This window comes from Liquorilactobacillus mali KCTC 3596 = DSM 20444 (assembly GCF_000260415.1).
Taxonomy (GTDB): Bacteria; Bacillota; Bacilli; order Lactobacillales; family Lactobacillaceae; genus Liquorilactobacillus; species Liquorilactobacillus mali.
The window spans coordinates 22,396-41,830 of sequence record NZ_BACP01000037.1 but is presented as its reverse complement, the minus strand read 5'-3'; the positions used below and the strand labels follow the sequence as shown (position 1 = coordinate 41,830).

15 protein-coding genes, 1 tRNA gene and 1 pseudogene are annotated in these 19,435 nt (G+C 35.8%); 10 read left to right on the top strand and 7 right to left on the bottom strand.

The features are described from left to right. Positions 1-222 precede the first annotated feature (222 nt). The gene (locus GSM_RS07045) at positions 223-474 is read left to right on the top strand and encodes a hypothetical protein (RefSeq protein ID WP_010077985.1); all 252 of its coding nucleotides are present in this window, start codon (positions 223-225) and stop codon (positions 472-474) included. A gap of 127 nt (positions 475-601) precedes the next feature. Here the strand turns inward: GSM_RS07045 and GSM_RS07040 are convergent. From GSM_RS07040 to GSM_RS07030, 3 genes are all read right to left on the bottom strand, one after another. After that, a tRNA-Lys gene (locus GSM_RS07040) sits at positions 602-674 on the bottom strand. A gap of 89 nt (positions 675-763) precedes the next feature. Next, entirely contained in the window at positions 764-1,315 is a 552-nt protein-coding gene (locus tag GSM_RS07035) for an ECF transporter S component (RefSeq protein WP_010077984.1), read from the bottom strand. 11 nt (positions 1,316-1,326) lie between these two features. Next, complete coding sequence (locus GSM_RS07030; protein WP_010077983.1) at positions 1,327-2,166, bottom strand: pyridoxamine kinase; 840 nt, start codon at positions 2,164-2,166, stop codon at positions 1,327-1,329. A gap of 212 nt (positions 2,167-2,378) precedes the next feature. Between GSM_RS07030 and yycF the strand changes: the two genes are divergently transcribed. From yycF to GSM_RS06985, 9 genes are all read left to right on the top strand, one after another. Continuing rightward, positions 2,379-3,089 carry a response regulator YycF gene (yycF, locus tag GSM_RS07025; protein WP_010077982.1) on the top strand — a complete coding sequence of 237 codons (711 nt, stop codon included), beginning with the start codon at positions 2,379-2,381 and terminating at the stop codon, positions 3,087-3,089. A 29-nt stretch (positions 3,090-3,118) separates the two neighbouring features. After that, entirely contained in the window at positions 3,119-4,978 is a 1,860-nt protein-coding gene (gene walK / locus GSM_RS07020; protein ID WP_010077981.1) for a cell wall metabolism sensor histidine kinase WalK, read from the top strand. Further along, complete coding sequence (locus GSM_RS07015; RefSeq protein ID WP_010077980.1) at positions 4,968-6,320, top strand: YycH family regulatory protein; 1,353 nt, start codon at positions 4,968-4,970, stop codon at positions 6,318-6,320. The genes walK and GSM_RS07015 overlap by 11 nt, the downstream gene beginning before the upstream one ends. 19 nt (positions 6,321-6,339) lie before the next feature. Then, positions 6,340-7,149 (top strand): two-component system regulatory protein YycI, encoded by an 810-nt coding sequence (locus GSM_RS07010; RefSeq protein WP_010077979.1) that lies wholly within the window; start codon positions 6,340-6,342, stop codon positions 7,147-7,149. A gap of 30 nt (positions 7,150-7,179) precedes the next feature. Further along, on the top strand, positions 7,180-7,998 hold the full coding sequence (locus GSM_RS07005; RefSeq protein WP_010077978.1) for an MBL fold metallo-hydrolase: 819 nt from the start codon (positions 7,180-7,182) through the stop codon (positions 7,996-7,998). Positions 7,999-8,143: 145 nt separating this feature from the next. Further along, positions 8,144-9,463 carry a S1C family serine protease gene (locus tag GSM_RS07000; RefSeq protein WP_029327389.1) on the top strand — a complete coding sequence of 440 codons (1,320 nt, stop codon included), beginning with the start codon at positions 8,144-8,146 and terminating at the stop codon, positions 9,461-9,463. 442 nt (positions 9,464-9,905) lie between these two features. Then, positions 9,906-10,385, top strand: a complete 480-nt coding sequence (gene rlmH / locus GSM_RS06995) for a 23S rRNA (pseudouridine(1915)-N(3))-methyltransferase RlmH (protein WP_003690822.1) — start codon at positions 9,906-9,908, stop codon at positions 10,383-10,385. Positions 10,386-11,559: 1,174 nt separating this feature from the next. Continuing rightward, positions 11,560-12,579, top strand: coding sequence for an ornithine cyclodeaminase family protein (locus tag GSM_RS06990; protein WP_003690820.1), 1,020 nt, complete (start codon positions 11,560-11,562; stop codon positions 12,577-12,579). A gap of 167 nt (positions 12,580-12,746) precedes the next feature. Then, positions 12,747-13,568 carry a transporter substrate-binding domain-containing protein gene (locus tag GSM_RS06985; protein WP_034542090.1) on the top strand — a complete coding sequence of 274 codons (822 nt, stop codon included), beginning with the start codon at positions 12,747-12,749 and terminating at the stop codon, positions 13,566-13,568. A 264-nt stretch (positions 13,569-13,832) separates the two neighbouring features. On the opposite strand, the gene GSM_RS06980 is transcribed toward GSM_RS06985, so the two are convergent. The 4 genes and pseudogenes from GSM_RS06980 to GSM_RS06965 all read right to left on the bottom strand — a co-directional run bounded on the left by GSM_RS06980 (position 13,833) and on the right by GSM_RS06965 (position 19,411). Further along, positions 13,833-14,858 (bottom strand): amidohydrolase family protein, encoded by a 1,026-nt coding sequence (locus tag GSM_RS06980; protein ID WP_003690817.1) that lies wholly within the window; start codon positions 14,856-14,858, stop codon positions 13,833-13,835. A gap of 27 nt (positions 14,859-14,885) precedes the next feature. Beyond that, on the bottom strand, positions 14,886-16,844 hold the full coding sequence (locus tag GSM_RS06975; protein ID WP_003690815.1) for a beta-glucoside-specific PTS transporter subunit IIABC: 1,959 nt from the start codon (positions 16,842-16,844) through the stop codon (positions 14,886-14,888). A gap of 100 nt (positions 16,845-16,944) precedes the next feature. Next, positions 16,945-18,185: pseudogene (locus tag GSM_RS15595) on the bottom strand (neutral/alkaline non-lysosomal ceramidase N-terminal domain-containing protein). Continuing rightward, a complete protein-coding gene (locus GSM_RS06965; RefSeq protein ID WP_003690812.1) occupies positions 18,185-19,411 on the bottom strand; it encodes a hypothetical protein in 1,227 nt (408 codons plus the stop codon). The pseudogene GSM_RS15595 and the gene GSM_RS06965 overlap by 1 nt, the downstream one beginning before the upstream one ends. Between the last annotated feature and the right edge of the window lie 24 nt (positions 19,412-19,435).

Here is a 19,435-nt window from a genome sequence, read left to right as displayed (position 1 = left end):
GGACATGTTTACTTAAATTGAGTGGGAAAGGGGCTGGGTCAAAAGTGAAATTTAAACCTAATTCCGCTACTTATTCCGGATAAACGTGTTCCATAAGTCAAAATTTTCCATCTAACCTCGAATCACTCATAGCAAATTACTCGCTATGTTCGTAATTCCTTGTTAGTACTCAAATTTTACCGACTTATGTCACACTCCCTTTTCGAGGGAGGAGGCAAGTGTATGACACGAAAGTTTTGGGGAAGATCGCTAGGAGGTTGGATATGTATAACGATTTCCACAGTTTCAATTATTTTAGCCAAGTTAAGTATACTTACAAATCCATTAGCAGTTGTATTGACCAGTGCAGGTTTGATCGGTGTGTCCATTTTTTATTTTGTAGGGAAGTCAAAAAAACATAAAAAGCTATTTCGTTTTTTTGATTTAAGTTTGTTTTTAAAGAGACTTATTGATTTTGATATATCTTTCTTGTGAAAAAGAATTAATTGTTTTTTCTAAATTCAAATGACATTTCTTGCATAATTATCCATAATCAAGGTACAAAAAAACCAGTAACCACGGTATTTTTGATACCCAATGATTACTGGTGATATTTCATCGATGGGTGGCCAGGGGATCGAACCCTGGACCCACGGATTAAGAGTCCGTTGCTCTGCCAGCTGAGCTAGCCACCCAATATATTCTTCATCAACAAGAAATATATTACCATGGGTGAAAAGAATATGCAATAGAAAAATAAAAAAACATATAAAAGCACTTTTGCTTAATCCTTATTAACAGCTGAAAAAGCCTTGCGTAGTAGGAAATACAGTAGAGGCACACAGACTGCAGTCGAAATAGAATTGATGACAGTTGCAGGAAGACTCAAGAAAGATGCAACAATAGCGGTTTTAAATACCGTCCCAACCATCAAAGCCTCAACGATTGACGTACAGTAAGAAGTAACTATTTTCATAGCGCCAGCAATAATCGCGACAATAATAATATTACGTTTACTGTCATTATGGTGAAAATACTTGAAAACAGTTTCTATGGTTAAACCAACTATAATGACTTCGAGAACAGTCAACCAAGATGTTAATGCATACCCATTGAGTACATCAAAACCGCCGAGACCGATAATTCCCGCGATAATTCCATTTCTTGGGCCCAAAAATAAAATAGCCAAGACAGTAAGTGTATTTCCAAAATGAATGAATGGTCGTCCAACCATTGCAGGAATAGGTATTCTTAAGATAAAAATACCTAGATATATAATTGCAGCAAACAACCCTGTCAAAATGATCATTCTAAGAGAATTTTTGTTTTTTTGCATCATTTGACCCCCTAATTTAATTGTTTTAATAATACAGGTAATTCGAGTGAATAATCAAGACCAAAACGGGAATCATAGCGATTAAATTGCATATTTTTTTCAATTGTATTACTGATGAATTGCATAGCCATTCTTGCCGCTGCTTTCAGTGTATCGCCATGCAGCAGTGCTCCAAGTAATACACTTGCGAAAATATCGCCTGTTCCAAAGAAACTTGAGCCGATTTTTGCTGTTTCAAGCTGCCATATTTCCTGGGAAATGGTGTCGATACCTACAATTCCGATTTTTCCATTTGTTTTAGGAATTCCTGTTAGAAGAATTTGCTTATTTTTGTACTTTTCATTGAGCTCAGTGACTAGGTTAAGAGCAGCAGTAGTGGGAAGTGCTCCTGTTGTGCATTCTTTGCCTAATAATAATTGTGCTTCTGTTACGTTTGGAGTAATGAGATCTGCCTTTTGTACCAGGTGCTGCATTTGATGAACATAGTCTAAGTCGAATCCACGGTATAATTTTCCATGATCACCCATCACGGGATCTAAGAGCAAAAAGGAATCAGCAGCCAGTTCATCGATGCTGCTGAGGAGAACATCTAACGGCTTTTTGCCTAAATAACCTAGATATACTGCAGAGAAAGAGAGTGGAACAGTTTCCCAGTGTGCAATAATTTTTTCCATTTCTGAACTGAGGTCTAAGTAGGTATTTTTACCGAACCCCCCTGTATGTGTTGAGAGGATAGCCGTTGGCAAAACTGTAGGGTTAAAACCGAGTGCCCCAAGAATCGGCAGTGCAATCGCCATGGATACTTGCCCAGCACAAGAAAGGTCCTGTGAAATTAATATTGATTTTTTCATTTTAACTCCTTATCTACGTATATATAAATTAACGATATTATAGCACGAACTAAAATTGTGATAACATTTCTGATGCGTGTTTGGCATCAATCAACCGATAGGTTATAATATAAGCGGTTGTACCCTTTTTGATAATGAAAGCAATCCACATTGGAACAACTAGAAATTCTAAACCACGTAAAAGAAAGTGGCTTTAGGAAAGGAGCTTCAAAGTGAAGAAGATTTTAGTAGTTGATGATGAGAAACCAATTTCCGATATAGTTAAATTTAATTTGACAAAGGAAGGCTTTGACGTTTATACAGCATTTGATGGACAGGAAGCTGTTGAACAAGTTGAAGAGATAGTACCAGACTTGATTTTGTTAGATATTATGTTACCCAAGATGGATGGGCTTGAAGTTGCACGGGAAGTTCGGAAAAAATATGATATGCCAATTATAATGGTCACAGCTAAAGATGCAGAAATAGATAAAGTTTTAGGACTAGAACTGGGGGCCGATGACTATGTTACGAAACCATTCTCTAATCGTGAGTTAGTTGCGCGTGTTAAGGCCAATTTGAGAAGACAGACAGCAGCTTCGGCTTCAGCGCAAAATGAAGAAGAAAAGAATAATGAAATTACTATTGGTGATTTAACAATTCACCCAGAAGCATATATGGTTTCAAAGAGAGATGAAAAGATTGAACTGACCCATAGGGAGTTTGAATTACTTTACTATTTGGCGAAACATATCGGTCAAGTCATGACAAGAGAACATCTGTTGCAAACTGTTTGGGGATACGATTATTTTGGCGATGTTCGAACCGTTGATGTAACTGTCCGAAGATTAAGAGAAAAAATCGAAGACAATCCTAGCCGACCAATTTGGTTAGTAACGCGACGTGGAGTGGGTTATTATTTACGTAATCCAGAAGCAGAATAAATAAGATTTTCAGTGGAGTAATAGTAATAATGAATAAAAAACTACATTTTTTCCAATCTATCCATTTTAAAATAGCACTAGTTTTTGCTCTGTTATTGTTGATAACATTTCAAATAGTAGGTGCTTATTTTGTGCAACAATTAAAAAAGGATGACTTGAAATCATTCAAGCAGCAGGTAGAATTATCAAGTTATATTGATAGTTCCTTAGTCAGCAATCTTTCTCGTAGTAATCTGACTAAGGCTAATTCGAGTATTAAAGATATATTGGAAGATGTAGATAACTCAAATATTACAAAAGTTCAGGTAGTTGATACAAAAGGAACAATTCGTGGCGATAGTGATGTAAACAGTCAAGACTCAATGGGACAAAAAACGACAGATAATGATATTAAACAGGTTTTATATAATGAACGATCGTACGCAAAATCAGCGTATGATCGAACAGATAATAAAAGATACTATGTCTCGATTACACCGCTTTTTAGTACAACTGGAAATACTAATACTTTAGTAGGTGCAGTTTATTTACGTGCAAGTTTGGAGCCTGTGTACAGTTCAATCAACAAAGTTACGATAATCTTTGCTACTGCGGCATTGATAGCGACAGGATTAGGATTAATTTTGGCGATTTTTATTTCCAGTGCAATAACGCGCCCAATTGACGAGATGAAAAAGCAAACGTCAAGAATTGCGCGGGGAGACTATTCAGGACAAGTCAAAATTTATGGGTCTGATGAATTGGGACAGTTGGCGCAAGCTGTTAACAACCTGTCAGTCAGGGTTGAGGAAGCTCAGGAATCGTCTGAAGCAGAACGCCGTAGATTAGATAGTGTTTTATCTCACATGTCTGATGGGGTTTTGGCGACTGACCGGCGAGGTAATGTCATTATCATGAATGAGACTGCTTCACAGGCACTAGATATTGATCCTAATATAGCTGATGGACAGTCAGTGTTGGATATCTTAGGAATCAGAGATAAGTATACGTTACGTGATTTACTCGAGAATCAAGACGAAATTATCATTGACTTATCGGATGAGGATCATGATGAAATTTTAAATGCTTATTTTTCTTTAATTCAGCGAGAATCTGGTTTTATTAGTGGGCTTGTCTGTGTGTTGCATGATATTACGGAGCAGCAGCGAATTGATCGCGAAAGAAAGGAATTTGTTTCTAATGTTTCACATGAGTTGCGGACGCCACTGACAAGTGTGAGAAGCTACGTTGAGGCGCTAAATGATGGAGCATGGAAAGATCCAGAAGTTGCACCGTCATTTTTGAAAGTTGCACAAGATGAAACACAACGTATGATTAGAATGATTAATGATCTGTTAAGCCTTTCTAGAATGGATTCAGGAACATCTAAACTTGAATTGGAACTTGTTAATTTAAATGAATTATATAACTATATTTTGGATAGATTCGATATGATGTTGAAATCTGATGATGCACATGAAGAGGGGAAGAAAAGATATTCAATCAAGCGAGATTTTACAAAAAGAGAATTATGGGTTGAAATTGACACTGATAAGTTTATGCAAGTTGTTGATAATATTATAAATAATGCTATTAAGTACTCACCTGATGGGGGGATAATTACCTGCCGTCTTCTAGAGACCCATGATCATGTTATTTTGAGTATTTCAGATCAGGGGCTTGGTATTCCTAAGAAGGATGTAGTTCATATTTTTGATCGCTTTTTCCGTGTTGATAAGGCTCGATCACGTGCTCAAGGTGGAACCGGGTTAGGACTTGCAATTTCAAAAGAAGTTATTGAAATGCATGGTGGAAGAATTTGGGTTGATAGTATTGAAGGTAAGGGTTCAACCTTCTATATTTCGCTGCCGTATGAAGAATATGAGGGGGAATTGTGGGATGAAGGTTAGGAAGTTTTTATTGCATACAGGTCTGATAATTACAATTCTGATTAGTATCATATTTTCTGCGCTTATCTGGTTTAATCCGGCAATGTTACAGCATGATTCTAAGGAAACCACTAATACAGGAGAAAGCACGACAAGTGTTAGTAAAAGAACTTTGAGTGACATTTTCTTGCCGCTGCAGGCTACTTATAATGTGAATGACGCGCAGTATCAGCTTCCAAGTTCTGAAGATTACTTGATTGGTAAAGTTTGGAAAGTCATGAAGAAATGGAATAGTGTCTCGACCTCGATGAAGTCCTATAAAAATGAGACTGATTATTTGACATTTTTAAATCAAAATAATGTATTATTGCTAAACTATAATAGCCCAATAACTGTAAAAATTTTTAATAAGGTTTTTTCACAAAAGATAAAGGGTATTCAGAGTTTTAAGTTCAATAGAATTATGATTCCCACAGAAGGTAGTAATTATATTTATTTGATGAATGACCAATCGAGAAAAGTCTGCAAGGTCGTTGTCAATAATGCGAAATCTATAAAAAAGATACAAACCTACTTGAAAAGTAATAGCGTTGAAAACAATAAGGTAGAAATTGATTATTATTTACTCAACAACAAGATAGTTAATTTCTATGTTAATTCGGTGCAACTTTCCAAGTACAGCTACCTTTATAATAAAACAAACATAAGCTCGTATGTGAGTGAATTATTGAATCCAAGTGGACAAACTTCGATTTCAACCAAGCTACAAAAGAATAAGACAATTTATCTAGATGGATCAGATAACAGATTGACATTGAATGATACTACAGGCGCTGTGCAATATGAGAATTATTCTGCCCTAGACTATTATGATGAGGCAAGTAGTGGGAAAATAAGGACACAAAGGCTGAATTATTATACACACCTAACGGAGAGTCTGAATCAACTGAATAAAATCGGTGTAGCTCCAGATAACTTACGTTTTGATGAGGTCAATTCTGAAGATGGGACAGTCACGTATCGAAGCTATATTGCTGGTTTTCCAATTATTGGTGATGATAATTATGGTACGTACAAGATTAAACTAATGAGTACTGGTGGCAAAGAATATAATTTTTCATTGAATAGTTTACAAGTATCGGTGCCATCTAGTCAGTATAAGGAAGATTTGCCTTCAACCTACACGGTTTTGCGAGAACTAGAAAATAAAGGATATGCACTAAGTAAGATAAAGGATATCCGAGTTGCTTATAAGTGGCAAAAAAATCAATCTTCTAGCCTTGTTATTGATATGATACCTACTTATTATGTCTACACAGATGGACGATGGAGTGAGTTAGATGATCTTTTATCTACAAATTAACTAGAAAGGAAGTTAGGATATGAACTTCAAGAGAATAGAATTGATCTTCTTTATAGCTTTCATAGCACTGGATATCTTTTTGTTCATGTCCTATTCACAAAAAGACGATGCTGTTATTTCAACAACAAAATCAACAAATGAAAATTCACTTTCCTCAGTATTAAGGAGTATTAAAGGAGATCAGATTACTTACGGGGAGCTCTCTAATAAGAAAGGAGAAGGTTTTTATATTTCGAGTTCTACTAGAAATGACCTTCAAGGAAATATTAGTTCACTACAAAACCAAACTGTATCTTATCAGAATCACAAAATAGTGGGCTCATTTGAAAATCCGATAAAGATCAAAAAAACCAGTAAGCCGCAAAATACGCTTGATGCAATTGTTAGTGATAAAACGAAGATTGTAGAGGGAAGAAAGTATAAATATAACAAAAGCCTTTCTACCAAAAGTACTGTAGTTTATACTCAGCTTGTTCATGGGACACCCGTTTATATGACAAATGGCCAAATAAGATTTAATATAAGAAACGGTTATGTGATAGGATATTCGCAAGGAATACTTGATGATGTAGATATTTTGCAAGAGCATCCAATAATAAGTCAAGAAAGAGCTGTTATCTGGTTGTACCAGTATAATAAATTAATGAGCAATAGTTCAGTTGAGTGGGTAAACTTGGGATACACAAGACTACTTTCTGTGAATAACAATATTGTATATATCCCAACATGGGTAATAGCGGTTAAGAGCAACTCAACTGGTAATGTACAATATAGGAGAATAAACGCCTTTTCAGGTGCAATAATGGACGAATCAGATAGTATAAATTAAAAAGTGTTTAGAAGATAGAGGGATAGGAGTATGGATTTGGTGAGCCAAGAAAAAGATGATATGAAGATAAGTGTTTTGGCTAGCGGAAGTAGTGGCAATGTCACTTATATCGAAACTCCAAAGCGAAAAATTTTGGTTGATGCGGGGTTAAGTGGGAAAAAGATTGCGAATCTGATGACCTCAATTGGAAGAAATATTGCTGATGTTGACAGTTTACTTGTTACGCATGAACATACTGATCATTGTAAGGGTGTTGGTGTTTTAGCAAGAAAGTATAATTTGGATGTATATGCCAACAAAGGCACATGGGATGCAATGTCCAACAAAATAGGTAATATCCCCGGTGAACAAAAGCATTTATTCGGGATGGGTGAAACAAAGTCTTTCGTTGATCTTGATGTTGAGAGTTTTGGTGTGTCTCATGACGCTGCAGAGCCTCAATTCTATCAATTTCATCATAATGGACATTCATTTGTAATTCTAACTGATACAGGGTATGTTTCTGAACGTACTGAGGGAGTTATCAAGAATGCCGATGGTTATTTGATTGAATGCAATCATGATACAGAGATGCTGCGAATGGGAGCCTATCCGTGGTCTTTGAAACAACGAATTTTGAGTGATCGTGGGCATTTATCAAATGATGATGGTGCATCAGCTTTGATAGATGTGCTTGGCAATCGAACTAAGCAAATATACTTGGGGCATTTAAGTAAGGACAATAATGTAAAGGAATTAGCACACTTGACTGTAGAAACCGCGATGAAGCAACAGGACTTGGGTGTTAATGAAGATTTTGGAATCTATGACACAGATCCGGAAAAAGCAACGAAATTAGTAGAAATTTGATTCCAAAAACAGGCTGCTTTAAATAAATATAGTACTTATTTCATGATTTTTTCAAAATTTATCGATAGAATGTAAATAAGATACTAGTATTCTACATGGAGAAGGGAGGAGGGTGCTGTTTTTTGTAAGACAGCACATTGCTTGTATGGATAAAAATGAAGAGAGAGAAACGATTGATGCCAAATTGATCAAGGATGAATCTTCTCAGAAAAAGCAACCGCCTAAGCAGCCTCGTATTGGGAAAATTTTTTTAGTTGCACTAATTGGTGGCCTTTTAGGCGGCGGAATAGCATTTGGTGGGTATGCTGCATATCAGGCTTACGAAAATACAGCAGTAACTGCTGAAAATTCAAAGGGAACTGCAAAGGTCAGTAACATTAAGGTAAACGTAAGTACGCAATCTACGAAAGCTTTCAATAAGATAAAAAATGCGGTTGTCTCTGTAGAGGCATATACAACGAGTAGTTCTTCCAATTCTCTGGATGATTTGTTTGGTGATAGCTCATCAGGTGAAACTACCTCAGAGAGTGAAGGTTCTGGTGTAATTTACAAGAAAACGGGTAATACAGCGTTTATTGTGACTAATAATCATGTTATATCTGGTGCTAATAAAGTTAAGGTTCTCCTTAATAGTGGGAAAAAATTATCAGCTACAGTAGTTGGACATGATTCGGTTACTGATTTGGCAGTTCTAAAGATAAACGCAGCAGATGTTACTCAGGTGGCAACATTTGGTAATTCAAATAATATTAGTGTTGGACAAACGGCACTTGCAATTGGTTCACCACTAGGATCAACATATGCAACATCGCTTACACAGGGAATTATTTCTGCTAAGAAGAGAACTATTGAGACAACTGACAGTAATGGAACGAGTACTGGGCAGACGACTGTAATTCAGACGGACGCAGCTATTAATCCTGGTAATTCAGGGGGACCATTAGTGAACCTAGCTGGTCAAGTTGTGGGAATAAACTCGATGAAGTTGACAAGTACAGGTACTAGCACAAGTTCTTCGAGTTCTTCAACTACTGTAGAAGGAATGGGTTTTGCAATCCCAAGTAATGAAGTTGTAAAAATAATCAATCTGCTTGTCAAAGATGGTAAGATCAAACGACCAGCTCTTGGAATATCATTGATTAATCTAAGTTATGTTTCTGACAGTGACCAGAAATCAACCCTCAAGTTACCAAGTAGTGTAACTAGCGGTGTAGTTGTGATCAAGGTTTCCAACAGTTCACCAGCAAAGGCTGCAGGCATCCAAAAATATGATGTTATTACATCACTTGGTGGTAAGAAAGTTAAGGGATTGGCTAGTTTACGGACTGCGCTTTACTCTCATAAATTAGGTGATACAGTGCAGATCCAGTACTACCACGACGGTACATTAAAGACTGCTAATATTAAATTAACGCTTGAGGCGAATGATTCAAATACAACAACGTCTTCAAATTCTGGAAATTAATAAATATAATTCATAGTTTACTCAAAAAAGTATTTATCCTTGAGACGCAGGGAGGAAATACTTTTTTTGTGTAAAAAATAAGTATTAATTATGTAATGTGAATAAGATTGTGCGAAACTTCAGGGGAGGTTGTTAAGAACTAAAAAAAATAGTATAGAATAAGGATTTTTAGCCTCTTTATAGTTATCCACAAGCTGTGCATTAAGCTGTTGATATCTTTTTATAGTTCATCATATGTGTTCTATAAACGTTGATTTAATGGTATTTATAGCATATAGTTAACAGTGTGTAAATAAAATTTTCTTGTGGATAATACACTAATGGTTGACAAATTCAATTTAAATAAATATTGTGACGAAAATATGTTCGGCCCAGTATATTGATTGTGTAACTGTGGATAAGTGGATAACTATGTGGATAAAGTGTGAAAAGGTGGAGAGTTATGAACATAAAAGTTGTTGTTGTTGGTAAGTTGAAAGAGAAGTATTTGAAACAGGGAATTGCAGAATATGCCAAACGCTTAAGCAAATTTTGTAAATTTGAAATTGTTGAAGTCAATGATGAGAAAGCGCCAGAAAAATTGAGTGCGGCAGAAATGGAACAAGTAAAGATAGTCGAAGGTAGTCGAATATTAGATAAGATTAGGGATAAGGAATACATGTTTGTTTTAGCTATTGAGGGCAAGGAGAGGAGTTCAGAGGAATTTTCAACAGAATTAAGCAAGTTAGCTACTTATGGGAAGAGTGATATTACTTTTGTGATAGGTGGTTCTCTAGGAGTAAGCAAAGATGTTATGAGTAGGGCAAATGCAGAAATTTCTTTTGGCCGGTTTACATTGCCCCATCAGTTGATGAGATTGGTTTTGACGGAACAGATTTATCGTGCATTTATGATTAATATTGGGAGTCCTTATCACAAGTGATCCATATTTTGTAAAAAGGTAGATATTGGTTGAGAAAAGAAAGACTAGCGTGGCATTAGTTCGTTAGACCACTACAATTACTAAATTGATAAGAGTTAGTTTCGTGTATTAAATTGCCTATCAAATCTTTAAAGCAAGTATTGCAGCCGTATGGTTAAAGAAGAATATACAGGTGCTCAAGAAGAAACGGTTGCAACATTCAGAGAGTGCTTTTAATGAAAGACATCATAATATCATAGGGAGTGTGACATAAATCGGTAAAATTTGAGTACTAACAAGAAATTACGAACATAGCGAGTAATTTGCTATGAGTGATTCGAGGTTAGACGGAAAATTTTGACTTATGGAACACGTTTATCCGGAATAAGTAGCGGAGTTAGGTTTAAATTTCACTTTTGACCCTGCTCCCTATGTTTATTCTGTATAAATGTGCTCCTTAATACATATTGAAATGATAGTAATTGCAGTAACATGAACAGTTATTGGGTGAAGGTTAAGAATAAAATTATATAAATTAAAAGCTTATGTTATAAAATGTCTCATCTAAAAGGAGATTTTAACCAATTAGATGCACGAAAATAGCTTGAGAAAATAAACATCAAAAAATAACAATGAATATTACTGAGTCAATAAAGAATATCTATTAGTATGTAAACAATACCATTTTGTTTTTATGCACTACTGTAGGAATTGAGAATCTCAAAAACTTTTGAAAGCAATTATTTTTTGTATATATACAATGTTATATTCGTTGACATGACATTCCAAAATTGATTAACATTTTATTAAGATTTAATTTGTTTTTTATTATACGGAGGCGTTTTGTTCTCTTTTGTTTTTAATATTATATATCAAATAAAAATAATGAGGTGACTAGATGTTAGATTTGCGTAAACAGATGATGGTTGTTAGTCGTATACTGCTGTGAATTGAGACGGTTGTTCTTGAAATACAATTTAAAGTTTGTGGTTAAATTATGGTTAAATGAGAATTCATATTGTTCATATACGAAACACCCGCAACAACGATGAAAGAGGGAAACTTTCAGATAAGCTAGCTCAACTGGAACTTGAAGTGCTTGTCTTTATTTTTGAAGTAGAGCAGCCAGCTAAAAGCGATAGCGAATTAGTTTTTATCAAATAAGTAACTTGATATTAAAGGAGTTTAGGAAGCTATGAAAAAAGGTTCAATTCTATTTATAAATGAAAAGGAAGCTAAAACATTAATAACAGCGGAAGAAGCTATTAAATTATCGGAACAAGCCTTTGCAGATTTTTCAGACAAAAAAGTAATCAATCCAGTTAAGTTACATACACCTCTTTATCCTTACCATGATGGCTATACTAATTGCATGCCTGCATTTTCGGCTACGCAAGATGTTGCCGGTGTAAAGGTAATTAGTGTCTACAAAAACAACATTAAGAAGCACGATTTACCAGCAACAATAGGAACAATAGTTTTGAATGATCCAGATTCTGGATGCCCGCTTGCGATTATGGATGGTACTTACGTAACCTCGGCGAGAACAGGGGCAACAATGGCCATCTTTTCAAAGTATCTAGCTAAGAAAGCATCCGAAGTTGTGACGGTCATCGGTACAGGTGCACAAGGATTGTCTAGTGTCATAATGATTTTAAAAGTTCTTCCCAAAATTAAAGAAGTAAGAGCCGTTGATATCAATCCTGCTGCAAGAAAACACTTTATTGATGAAGCATCTAAAATATATCCTCATGTTGATTTTGTAGAATTTGATGATTTACAAAGTGCTTGTACCAATTCTGATATTGTAGTTAACGCGGCAAATTCTAGCGTGTTGCTGTTACCTAAAATCAAGTTTAATAAAGGGACAACCGTATTGGTTCTTGAAGAAGACTTAAAGCCTAGTTATGTCAAAAAGACATTTGATGCTTTTGTTGTTGATTTTATTGATTGTTTTGTGGAGAGAAGTAATATTTCTCTTAATCATCGTCATGATGCCTATGGTGAAGAAGTTGAGCTTGTTACAGCTGAATCTATTTCGGGAGAAATTGGAGATGTTATTGCTGGAAAAAAGAAATTTAGGAAGTCTGATGATGATATCATTGTTGCTTCTTCTATTGGAATGGGTATTCAAGACGTCATGACAGCTGATTATATTTATAAAAAAGCACTCAAAAAAAATGTGGGCAAAGAATTGGAATTCTTGGATCTTTAAAAGACAGAGAGATTAGTTAAGAGGTTAGCAAATCCGAAATTTTTAAATTTCATAAATATTAACAAGTAACGGGGTCATAATTGTTGAAAAAACTTAGAATTGAAATAACTTCAGTGAAAAAGTTGATCTGCAAAAATGGTTCCAACCTCAAAGGAGCGATTAGAAAAATGAAAACGAGAAAAATTTTAGGAATAATTGGGGCAGTAATGGCACTGGGGCTTATTCTTGCAGGCTGTGGCAATAAAAATACAGATAATAGTGTTAAAAGTATTCAGGACAAAAAGACATTAGTCGTTGGTACTTCGGCAGACTATGCACCCTTTGAGTTTCCAGTTATGCAAAATGGTAACAAAAAAATTGTTGGCTACGATATGATGGTTGCACAGAAGATTGCTGATAATTTGGGAGTCAAGTTAAAAATTGAAAACATAGAGTTTCCATCTTTGATTTCAGAATTGAAAAATAATAAAGTGGACATGGTTCTAGCAGGAATGGCTGCAACTAACCAACGTAAAAAGGTTGTTGCTTTTTCAAATCCTTATTATACCGTTGGAAATGTTCTTCTGGTTCAAAAGAAGGATGCTGACAGCTTTAATAAAGTAGCAGATGTGAAAGGAAAATCAATAGGAGTCCAACAGTCTTCTACCCAAGCAGCGATTGCTAAATCACAGTTAAAAGGAAGCAATATTGTTACTGAAGGAGTTTTAACAGGTCTGACTACTGAATTGTCGCAGGGAAAATTAAGTGGAGTTGTTGTTGAAAGGGAAGTTGCCGATAATTATGTTAAGCAATATCCAGAAAAGTATGCAATTGCAAAAGTCAAATTATCAACTCCTAAGCAGGCACGTTATTTCAATATTGCTATCAGAAAATCTGATAAAGCATTGTTGAAGAGAGTGAACAAAGAAATTGCTAAGTTACAAAAGAGTGGAGAATTGACTCAAATGTTTAAAAAGGCACAGGACTTACAGGCCAAAAATAATAAATAATGTGCAAGTAGTCGATAGTTGTTAGTAATATGAAAAGAGCTGGGCCAAAAGTGAAATTTTAGCCGAGCTCTTCTATTTATTACAGATAAACGTGTTCCATAAGTCAAAATTTTCCGTCTAACCTCGAATTACTCATAGCAAATTACTCGCTATGTTCGTAATTTCTTGTTAGTACTCAAATTTTACCGACTTATGTCACACTCCATTTTATTTAGCTGTCTTTTTAGTTTCCGTGTTACTGTGCTCTTAGTCGAAAATAGTTCGTTATAAATTGTAAAAATTTTTTGCGTTTGTATTGAGAACCTGGTTGCAGATTGCTGAATTAATATTTAATTGTTCAATAAACTCTGGCCCTTGAGTCAGCCAAGCTTGTTTAACAGGATATGAAGAACCATAGATAACATTTTGTTCTCCTAGTACTTTTAAAGCAATTTCAAGATTGTCTTTTCCCCATGGTTGTGCGTGGGAAATCTCATAGAAAATATTGTTTTCTAAATGTGCTTTAATATCGTTAGTGTTGGTTGTACTAAAGCGACCATGTCCAGAATCGTGTGGTAATAACATTTCTTTGTAGGTAAAATAGCCACCACCAAGCATAGAATGTGCTAGTTTCAAATTTGGTAATTCTACAAACAGATCGCTGAAAACTTCCCGGCTGATGGCGATAACTTGGTCAGAACAGCGACCATATGAACGACGCAAATTTTCGTAATCTTTAATTGATTCATATTCAATTGGGACTGGTGAATGATGAACATAGACAGGAATTTTGTGTGCTGCCACATATTGGAAAAAGCTACGGTAGGCAGGATTGTCTAAATAACCATCTTGATAATGTGTTGATAATTGGAGCCCTTTTAAACCTAATTTAGTAATACAGTAGTCTAACTCAGCTAAATTTTCTGGGGTTCCATACGGGGGCACAGTTGCTAAAGCAGTCATACGACCATGACTGGCCTTAATGTGTTCAGCAACGGCTCGATTGAAAATTTTGCATAAATCTAAAGTCAGCCATTCTTGACAGCCAGGGAGCTTTAAAATAGCTTTATCAACATGAGCGCTGTCCATATCACTCAACTGTTTATCAAGTTGATAATCATTTTGAAAATAATCCAGACTACTTTGACCAATAGGTTCTTCAATCACAATTTTTTTAGAACCATCGGGAAGTGTGCTAATCATTGCCCTTGAATCATGGCTACTATTAACTGCTTGGATAAATCTTTGTTGCAATTGTTCATTGGTAAATAATTTTTCTGGCAACCAGTATACATTGGCATCAATAATCATCTAATTCTCTCCTCGCTTTTTAATTAATTATTTAGCAATAACTGCTTCTTGATCAGTATTGGAACTGTTGTTTAGCTCAACATCCAAAACTTTCGTATCTTTAGTAACTGGTCCAAATTTGGTAGGCATGACGCTCTTTAAACGCTCGGATTTAGTAACCACCATCATGACAGTTGAGTCGTAACCAGCATCATTAATCGCCTTTTTATCAAATTCAACAAGCAAATCGCCTTTTATGACACGAAGCCCTTGATTAACGTGCAGTGTGAAATGTTTTCCCTCTAGGTTGACGGTGTCTATTCCAATATGAATTAAGATTTCTTCACCATCATTGCTAGCCAAGCCAATAGCATGCCCAGTGGGATAAGCAACCCGAATGATTCCATCAATTGGAGCATAGACCTTGCCTTCATTTGGTTTGATTGCAATTCCATCCCCTAAGGTTAATTTGGAGAAAACATCATCATGAACGGTCGTTAAATCAAAACTTTCTCCATTGACTGGCGCATAAACAGCGCTGTGGTTGACTGACTTTTTCTTGATGAGTGGGCGATTACCAGCATCTTTTTTAGCACCAATTAACAAAGCAGATCCCAGTGCAAAGGCAAAAGCAACGACGCCACTAATACATAGTCCAATGAATCCGCTATCAATTCCTTTAGGATTAATGAAGCATGGTAAGCCTAAAAGCCCATTTGCTCCAAATGCATAAAGTTTAGATCCTGAAAATCCAGCAATTGCTCCACCAATTCCAGCACCAGTGAAAGATGTAATCATGATCCATTTTCGTGGAATCAAGACCCCATACAAAGCAGGTTCGTTAATTCCGAAGAATGATGAAATTGCAGCGGCAACTGACATCCCACGGACACTCTCACTTTTTGTACGGACAGCAACTCCGATTGATGATCCTAAGACAGCTAAAGCACCTGAGAAAATTAGAGGATTGATAACGTCATAACCATAGTGAGCGATATCGATTGCAAAAAATGGAATGACGGCCCAATGCAGCCCAAACATTACTAAGATACTCCAGAAGGCTCCTAAAAAGAAACCGGCAACAGCTTTATTCAAACCAACTAACCAAAGGACAGTATCACTTAAAATATTTTGTAAAATCATGGCAACTGGGCCGATGATAATGAGACTCAAAATTCCAGCGATTAATAAAGTAAAGAAAGGAACAAATACCATTTTTAAAACATCTGGGATGACCTTGTCGCAATACTTATAAACATAGCTAGCAAACCACACTATAATGATGATTGGAATGACGGTACTAGAATAGGTTTGCAGAGCTACTGGGATACCTAAGAAGGTCATTTTGTATTTCAAAGCAAAAATTGTACCTTTAAATATAGTTGTGACAGTTTGACTGCTTGCAGCAGAAATAAGTGTTGGATAAACTAGAAATGCACCTAAAGTGATACCATAAATTTCTTTTAAACCGAATTTGCGTGCAGCACTCCAGCCAATAACAACTGGGAAAAAGTAGAATAGAGTGTCGCCTAAGGCATTTAAAATTAAATAAGTGCCACTTTTTTCAGACATAATACCAGTAACAGTACATAATGAAACAACAGCCTTAATCATACCGGCGCCGGACAATAATCCAAGAATTGGAATAAAGATGGAACTGATTAGTCCTAATGCCTTACCCAATAAACCTTTCTCGGTCTCGTTATCGTTATCAGTGGGATTATTTGTTGCCATGTCGCCACCATTAACGATACTATCCGAGAAATTAGCAATGGATAATATTTCATCATAAACTTTAGCAACACTTGGACCAATTACAACTTGATATTGGCCACCTTGTTTAACGACGTCTAAGACTCCATCTAAATTTTTAATTTCATCATCATTGGCTTTAGATTCATCACCTAAAACGAACCGGATTCTGGTTACACAGTGAGTAATACTTTTAACATTACCTTTAGAGCCGACATTTTTAAGAATATCTTCGGCAAGCGATTTATAATTCATTTTTAACAACTCCCTCAATTGTTGTATTCATCGGTTAAAAATTAATTTCAATAATCGACTTTTGGCAAAGGAGTCCCGATCATGACTCGTTAGGATTTTTTTATTTATATTTTTCGTAAGTGTCTAAGATCTGGCTACCATTCACAAATTGAGCGATAATTTCTTCAAAAGTGCCTGCTGGGACTGGATTACCAATAGTTTCAAATGATAATCCATAATCTTGAGCTTGCAGGAAATAGTAATGGAATCCATTACAGTATCCAGCCGTTAACACAGTTTTATCAGTTGAAGCTCGCAAAGGTTTTGCACCTGCAGCTGCTAATTCACCTGGAAAGATGAATAGACGAAGATCACCGATATCTAAGATTCCTAAACTCAATAAATCGTGAAACTGTGGTTGTTTAAGCTGTGCATTACATTTTTTTATGACAGCATCAATTGGTTGTGAACCAACAGACTTGATAGTCCCATTTTTCAATTGTGTGATTTTGTTTTCCAATTCTTCATCATAGAGTTGTTTATCATTTACAACTTCATGACTTAACGTAACTGACTTGATTTTACCTAATTTAATTTTTTAGAAATTTTAATTTGTGTAATAGCTGAAGCTAAGCCACTTGTGGTACGTTCAAGTTCATTAAAGTCTTGACCTTGACGTTCAAAGCGATTGCTGGAATCGGCAGCACACCCGATGAGCATCAGGGGGAAGAATCCCCATTTTTCGGCTAATTTTGTACAAAGATTGCCAGCTAAGTCAGCGGTTAAGTATTGGTTATTGGAACTTAAAACAGTTGAATGGACAGCAATATTGACAATTCCAGCAACTGGTTTATCTTCCTGAGTAAATTTAATGACACTTACAACATTATCAGCTGATTTATTGGGATGATTACGGTTGCTATAATAACCAAGAATTTCGCGTTGCCCATAGTGAGCAGTGACTTCAGTTAAGGTTTCTCGACATTCTTCAAAAGCTTTAATAAAGCTGTTAACAAAGAAATCATAATAGCTCTGACTAAACTTTCCGAATTCCCAAGTGCGATGATAATCTCGGACAGAATGGTGATCATGAGTAACACCAATAATGATGTGATCAAATGCAATTCCAAATCGTCGACTAATTTTTTGACGAATATCTGCTGCTACAATATCTTCGATTTCAAGTAAATCGCCTGTGGCTAAAAAACTTTGCTCACCTTTTTCATCGCAGAATAATAAAGCGTTGATAAAGATGTGATCATGTATTCCTTTGGCGGGCTGGTTTCTAAGTTCTGTTTTATAACCAAGCAGATAAAAAGGTGGAGTAGGAGTAATATCTTTCCTTGCATGTCCGACTAGCATTATAATTCTTCCTCCTTATTTATTTTTTTACCTAAATGAGCAAAAGCTGCTAAAAATAATTCATCTGTTCCTTGAGCTAGTTTAGTATTCATTGCTTGATAGGTAGTTCGTTGGTAGTCAAGTTTTTCTGGCAAATACTTAGCCCCCCCATTAACAAGGGTGGCTAACATGACGTCCTCACCTAAACCCAAGGTCTGTCTACATTCAGCACCAAAACTACTGTTCATTTCTGGTTGTGTTCCTATAATTAAATACTGATTGAGTTGTAAAGCTGTTACATCTAGGGGTATAGTCATCCCAGTTGATTTAAAATCGTAGTGATGAGTCGGTTTAATTTCAAAGGTTGATAATTTTTGAACTTGAGTTGGAGCCGAGATTATTTGAGTCTGCAAGCGCAATTTTTTAAATAATTGCCAGTTTGAAATTGAATGAACAGCATTTTGCAGGCTTTCATAAACAAGTACACTTTGCTCGCTCAGTAGAGCTTTAGCAAAAGCAAATGGTTTTTTATTGTTACCAACAAATAATGGTCGTTGATCTCCGGCAGCCCCAGGTAAAAAAATTGCAATTTGCTGCAGATCTTCATATTTTTTAATACCTACTCCCATCAAATCACTAGAAATTACACGATTTCCTTCATCGTCGGTAATATGATCTAAGACACTTTGCTGAATGTCATAATTAACGATCAAATTCACTGTTCCATCATCTTTTTTAAAAGCTAATACACGTAAATGATGGTCTGAATAGGCGTTAAGGTCACGTCCTAACCACCACCCGGCTGCTGTTAACTGATTACGATTAACATTTAAAGGGCAGTTAACCATTGTACTGGCAATTTGAACTGATTGTAGATCAAGTTGCGCGGCTTCGCAGCTTGCAGTCAAGCTTGACTTTAGCCTATCAAAAATAAATTGATAGTTTTTGTGATCTGTTTCAGATTTAGGTGCATTTGGCAGATGTGGGGCAGCAAAAGTATGCGACACAGTAATCCAAATATTAGTAACATCAATATTTGTTAATTCAGCAACAATATTTTTAAAGGTATTAATCGCTTTTGCCGGTAAGGAGGTTAAATCTAGTGAGACTAGAGCAAAATGTTGCTGAGTGCCATCAACCAACATTACACGGGTGTACAAGTCATCTAATTTCTTTGAAAATTCACGAAGTGGTAAATCACTTTTTTTGAAGTCAATTACTTTTTTGCCAAAGCCAGCCTTGAGCATAGTGGGCAAGAGAATCAGTCCCTT

Excerpts from the sequence above, each read along its gene's own strand:
- GSM_RS07015 (WP_010077980.1), top strand. The coding sequence starts at position 4,968 with ATGAAGGTTAGGAAGTTTTTATTGCATACAGGTCTGATAATTACAATT.
- GSM_RS07005 (WP_010077978.1), top strand. The coding sequence starts at position 7,180 with ATGGATTTGGTGAGCCAAGAAAAAGATGATATGAAGATAAGTGTTTTG.
- GSM_RS07000 (WP_029327389.1), top strand. The coding sequence starts at position 8,144 with ATGGATAAAAATGAAGAGAGAGAAACGATTGATGCCAAATTGATCAAG.
- GSM_RS07030 (WP_010077983.1), bottom strand. The coding sequence starts at position 2,166 with ATGAAAAAATCAATATTAATTTCACAGGACCTTTCTTGTGCTGGGCAA.
- GSM_RS06985 (WP_034542090.1), top strand. The coding sequence starts at position 12,747 with ATGAAAACGAGAAAAATTTTAGGAATAATTGGGGCAGTAATGGCACTG.
- GSM_RS07035 (WP_010077984.1), bottom strand. The coding sequence starts at position 1,315 with ATGCAAAAAAACAAAAATTCTCTTAGAATGATCATTTTGACAGGGTTG.
- GSM_RS06990 (WP_003690820.1), top strand. The coding sequence starts at position 11,560 with ATGAAAAAAGGTTCAATTCTATTTATAAATGAAAAGGAAGCTAAAACA.
- walK (WP_010077981.1), top strand. The coding sequence starts at position 3,119 with ATGAATAAAAAACTACATTTTTTCCAATCTATCCATTTTAAAATAGCA.
- GSM_RS06980 (WP_003690817.1), bottom strand. The coding sequence starts at position 14,858 with ATGATTATTGATGCCAATGTATACTGGTTGCCAGAAAAATTATTTACC.
- GSM_RS06965 (WP_003690812.1), bottom strand. The coding sequence starts at position 19,411 with ATGCTCAAGGCTGGCTTTGGCAAAAAAGTAATTGACTTCAAAAAAAGT.
- GSM_RS06975 (WP_003690815.1), bottom strand. The coding sequence starts at position 16,844 with ATGAATTATAAATCGCTTGCCGAAGATATTCTTAAAAATGTCGGCTCT.
- GSM_RS07045 (WP_010077985.1), top strand. The coding sequence starts at position 223 with ATGACACGAAAGTTTTGGGGAAGATCGCTAGGAGGTTGGATATGTATA.
- rlmH (WP_003690822.1), top strand. The coding sequence starts at position 9,906 with ATGAACATAAAAGTTGTTGTTGTTGGTAAGTTGAAAGAGAAGTATTTG.
- GSM_RS07010 (WP_010077979.1), top strand. The coding sequence starts at position 6,340 with ATGAACTTCAAGAGAATAGAATTGATCTTCTTTATAGCTTTCATAGCA.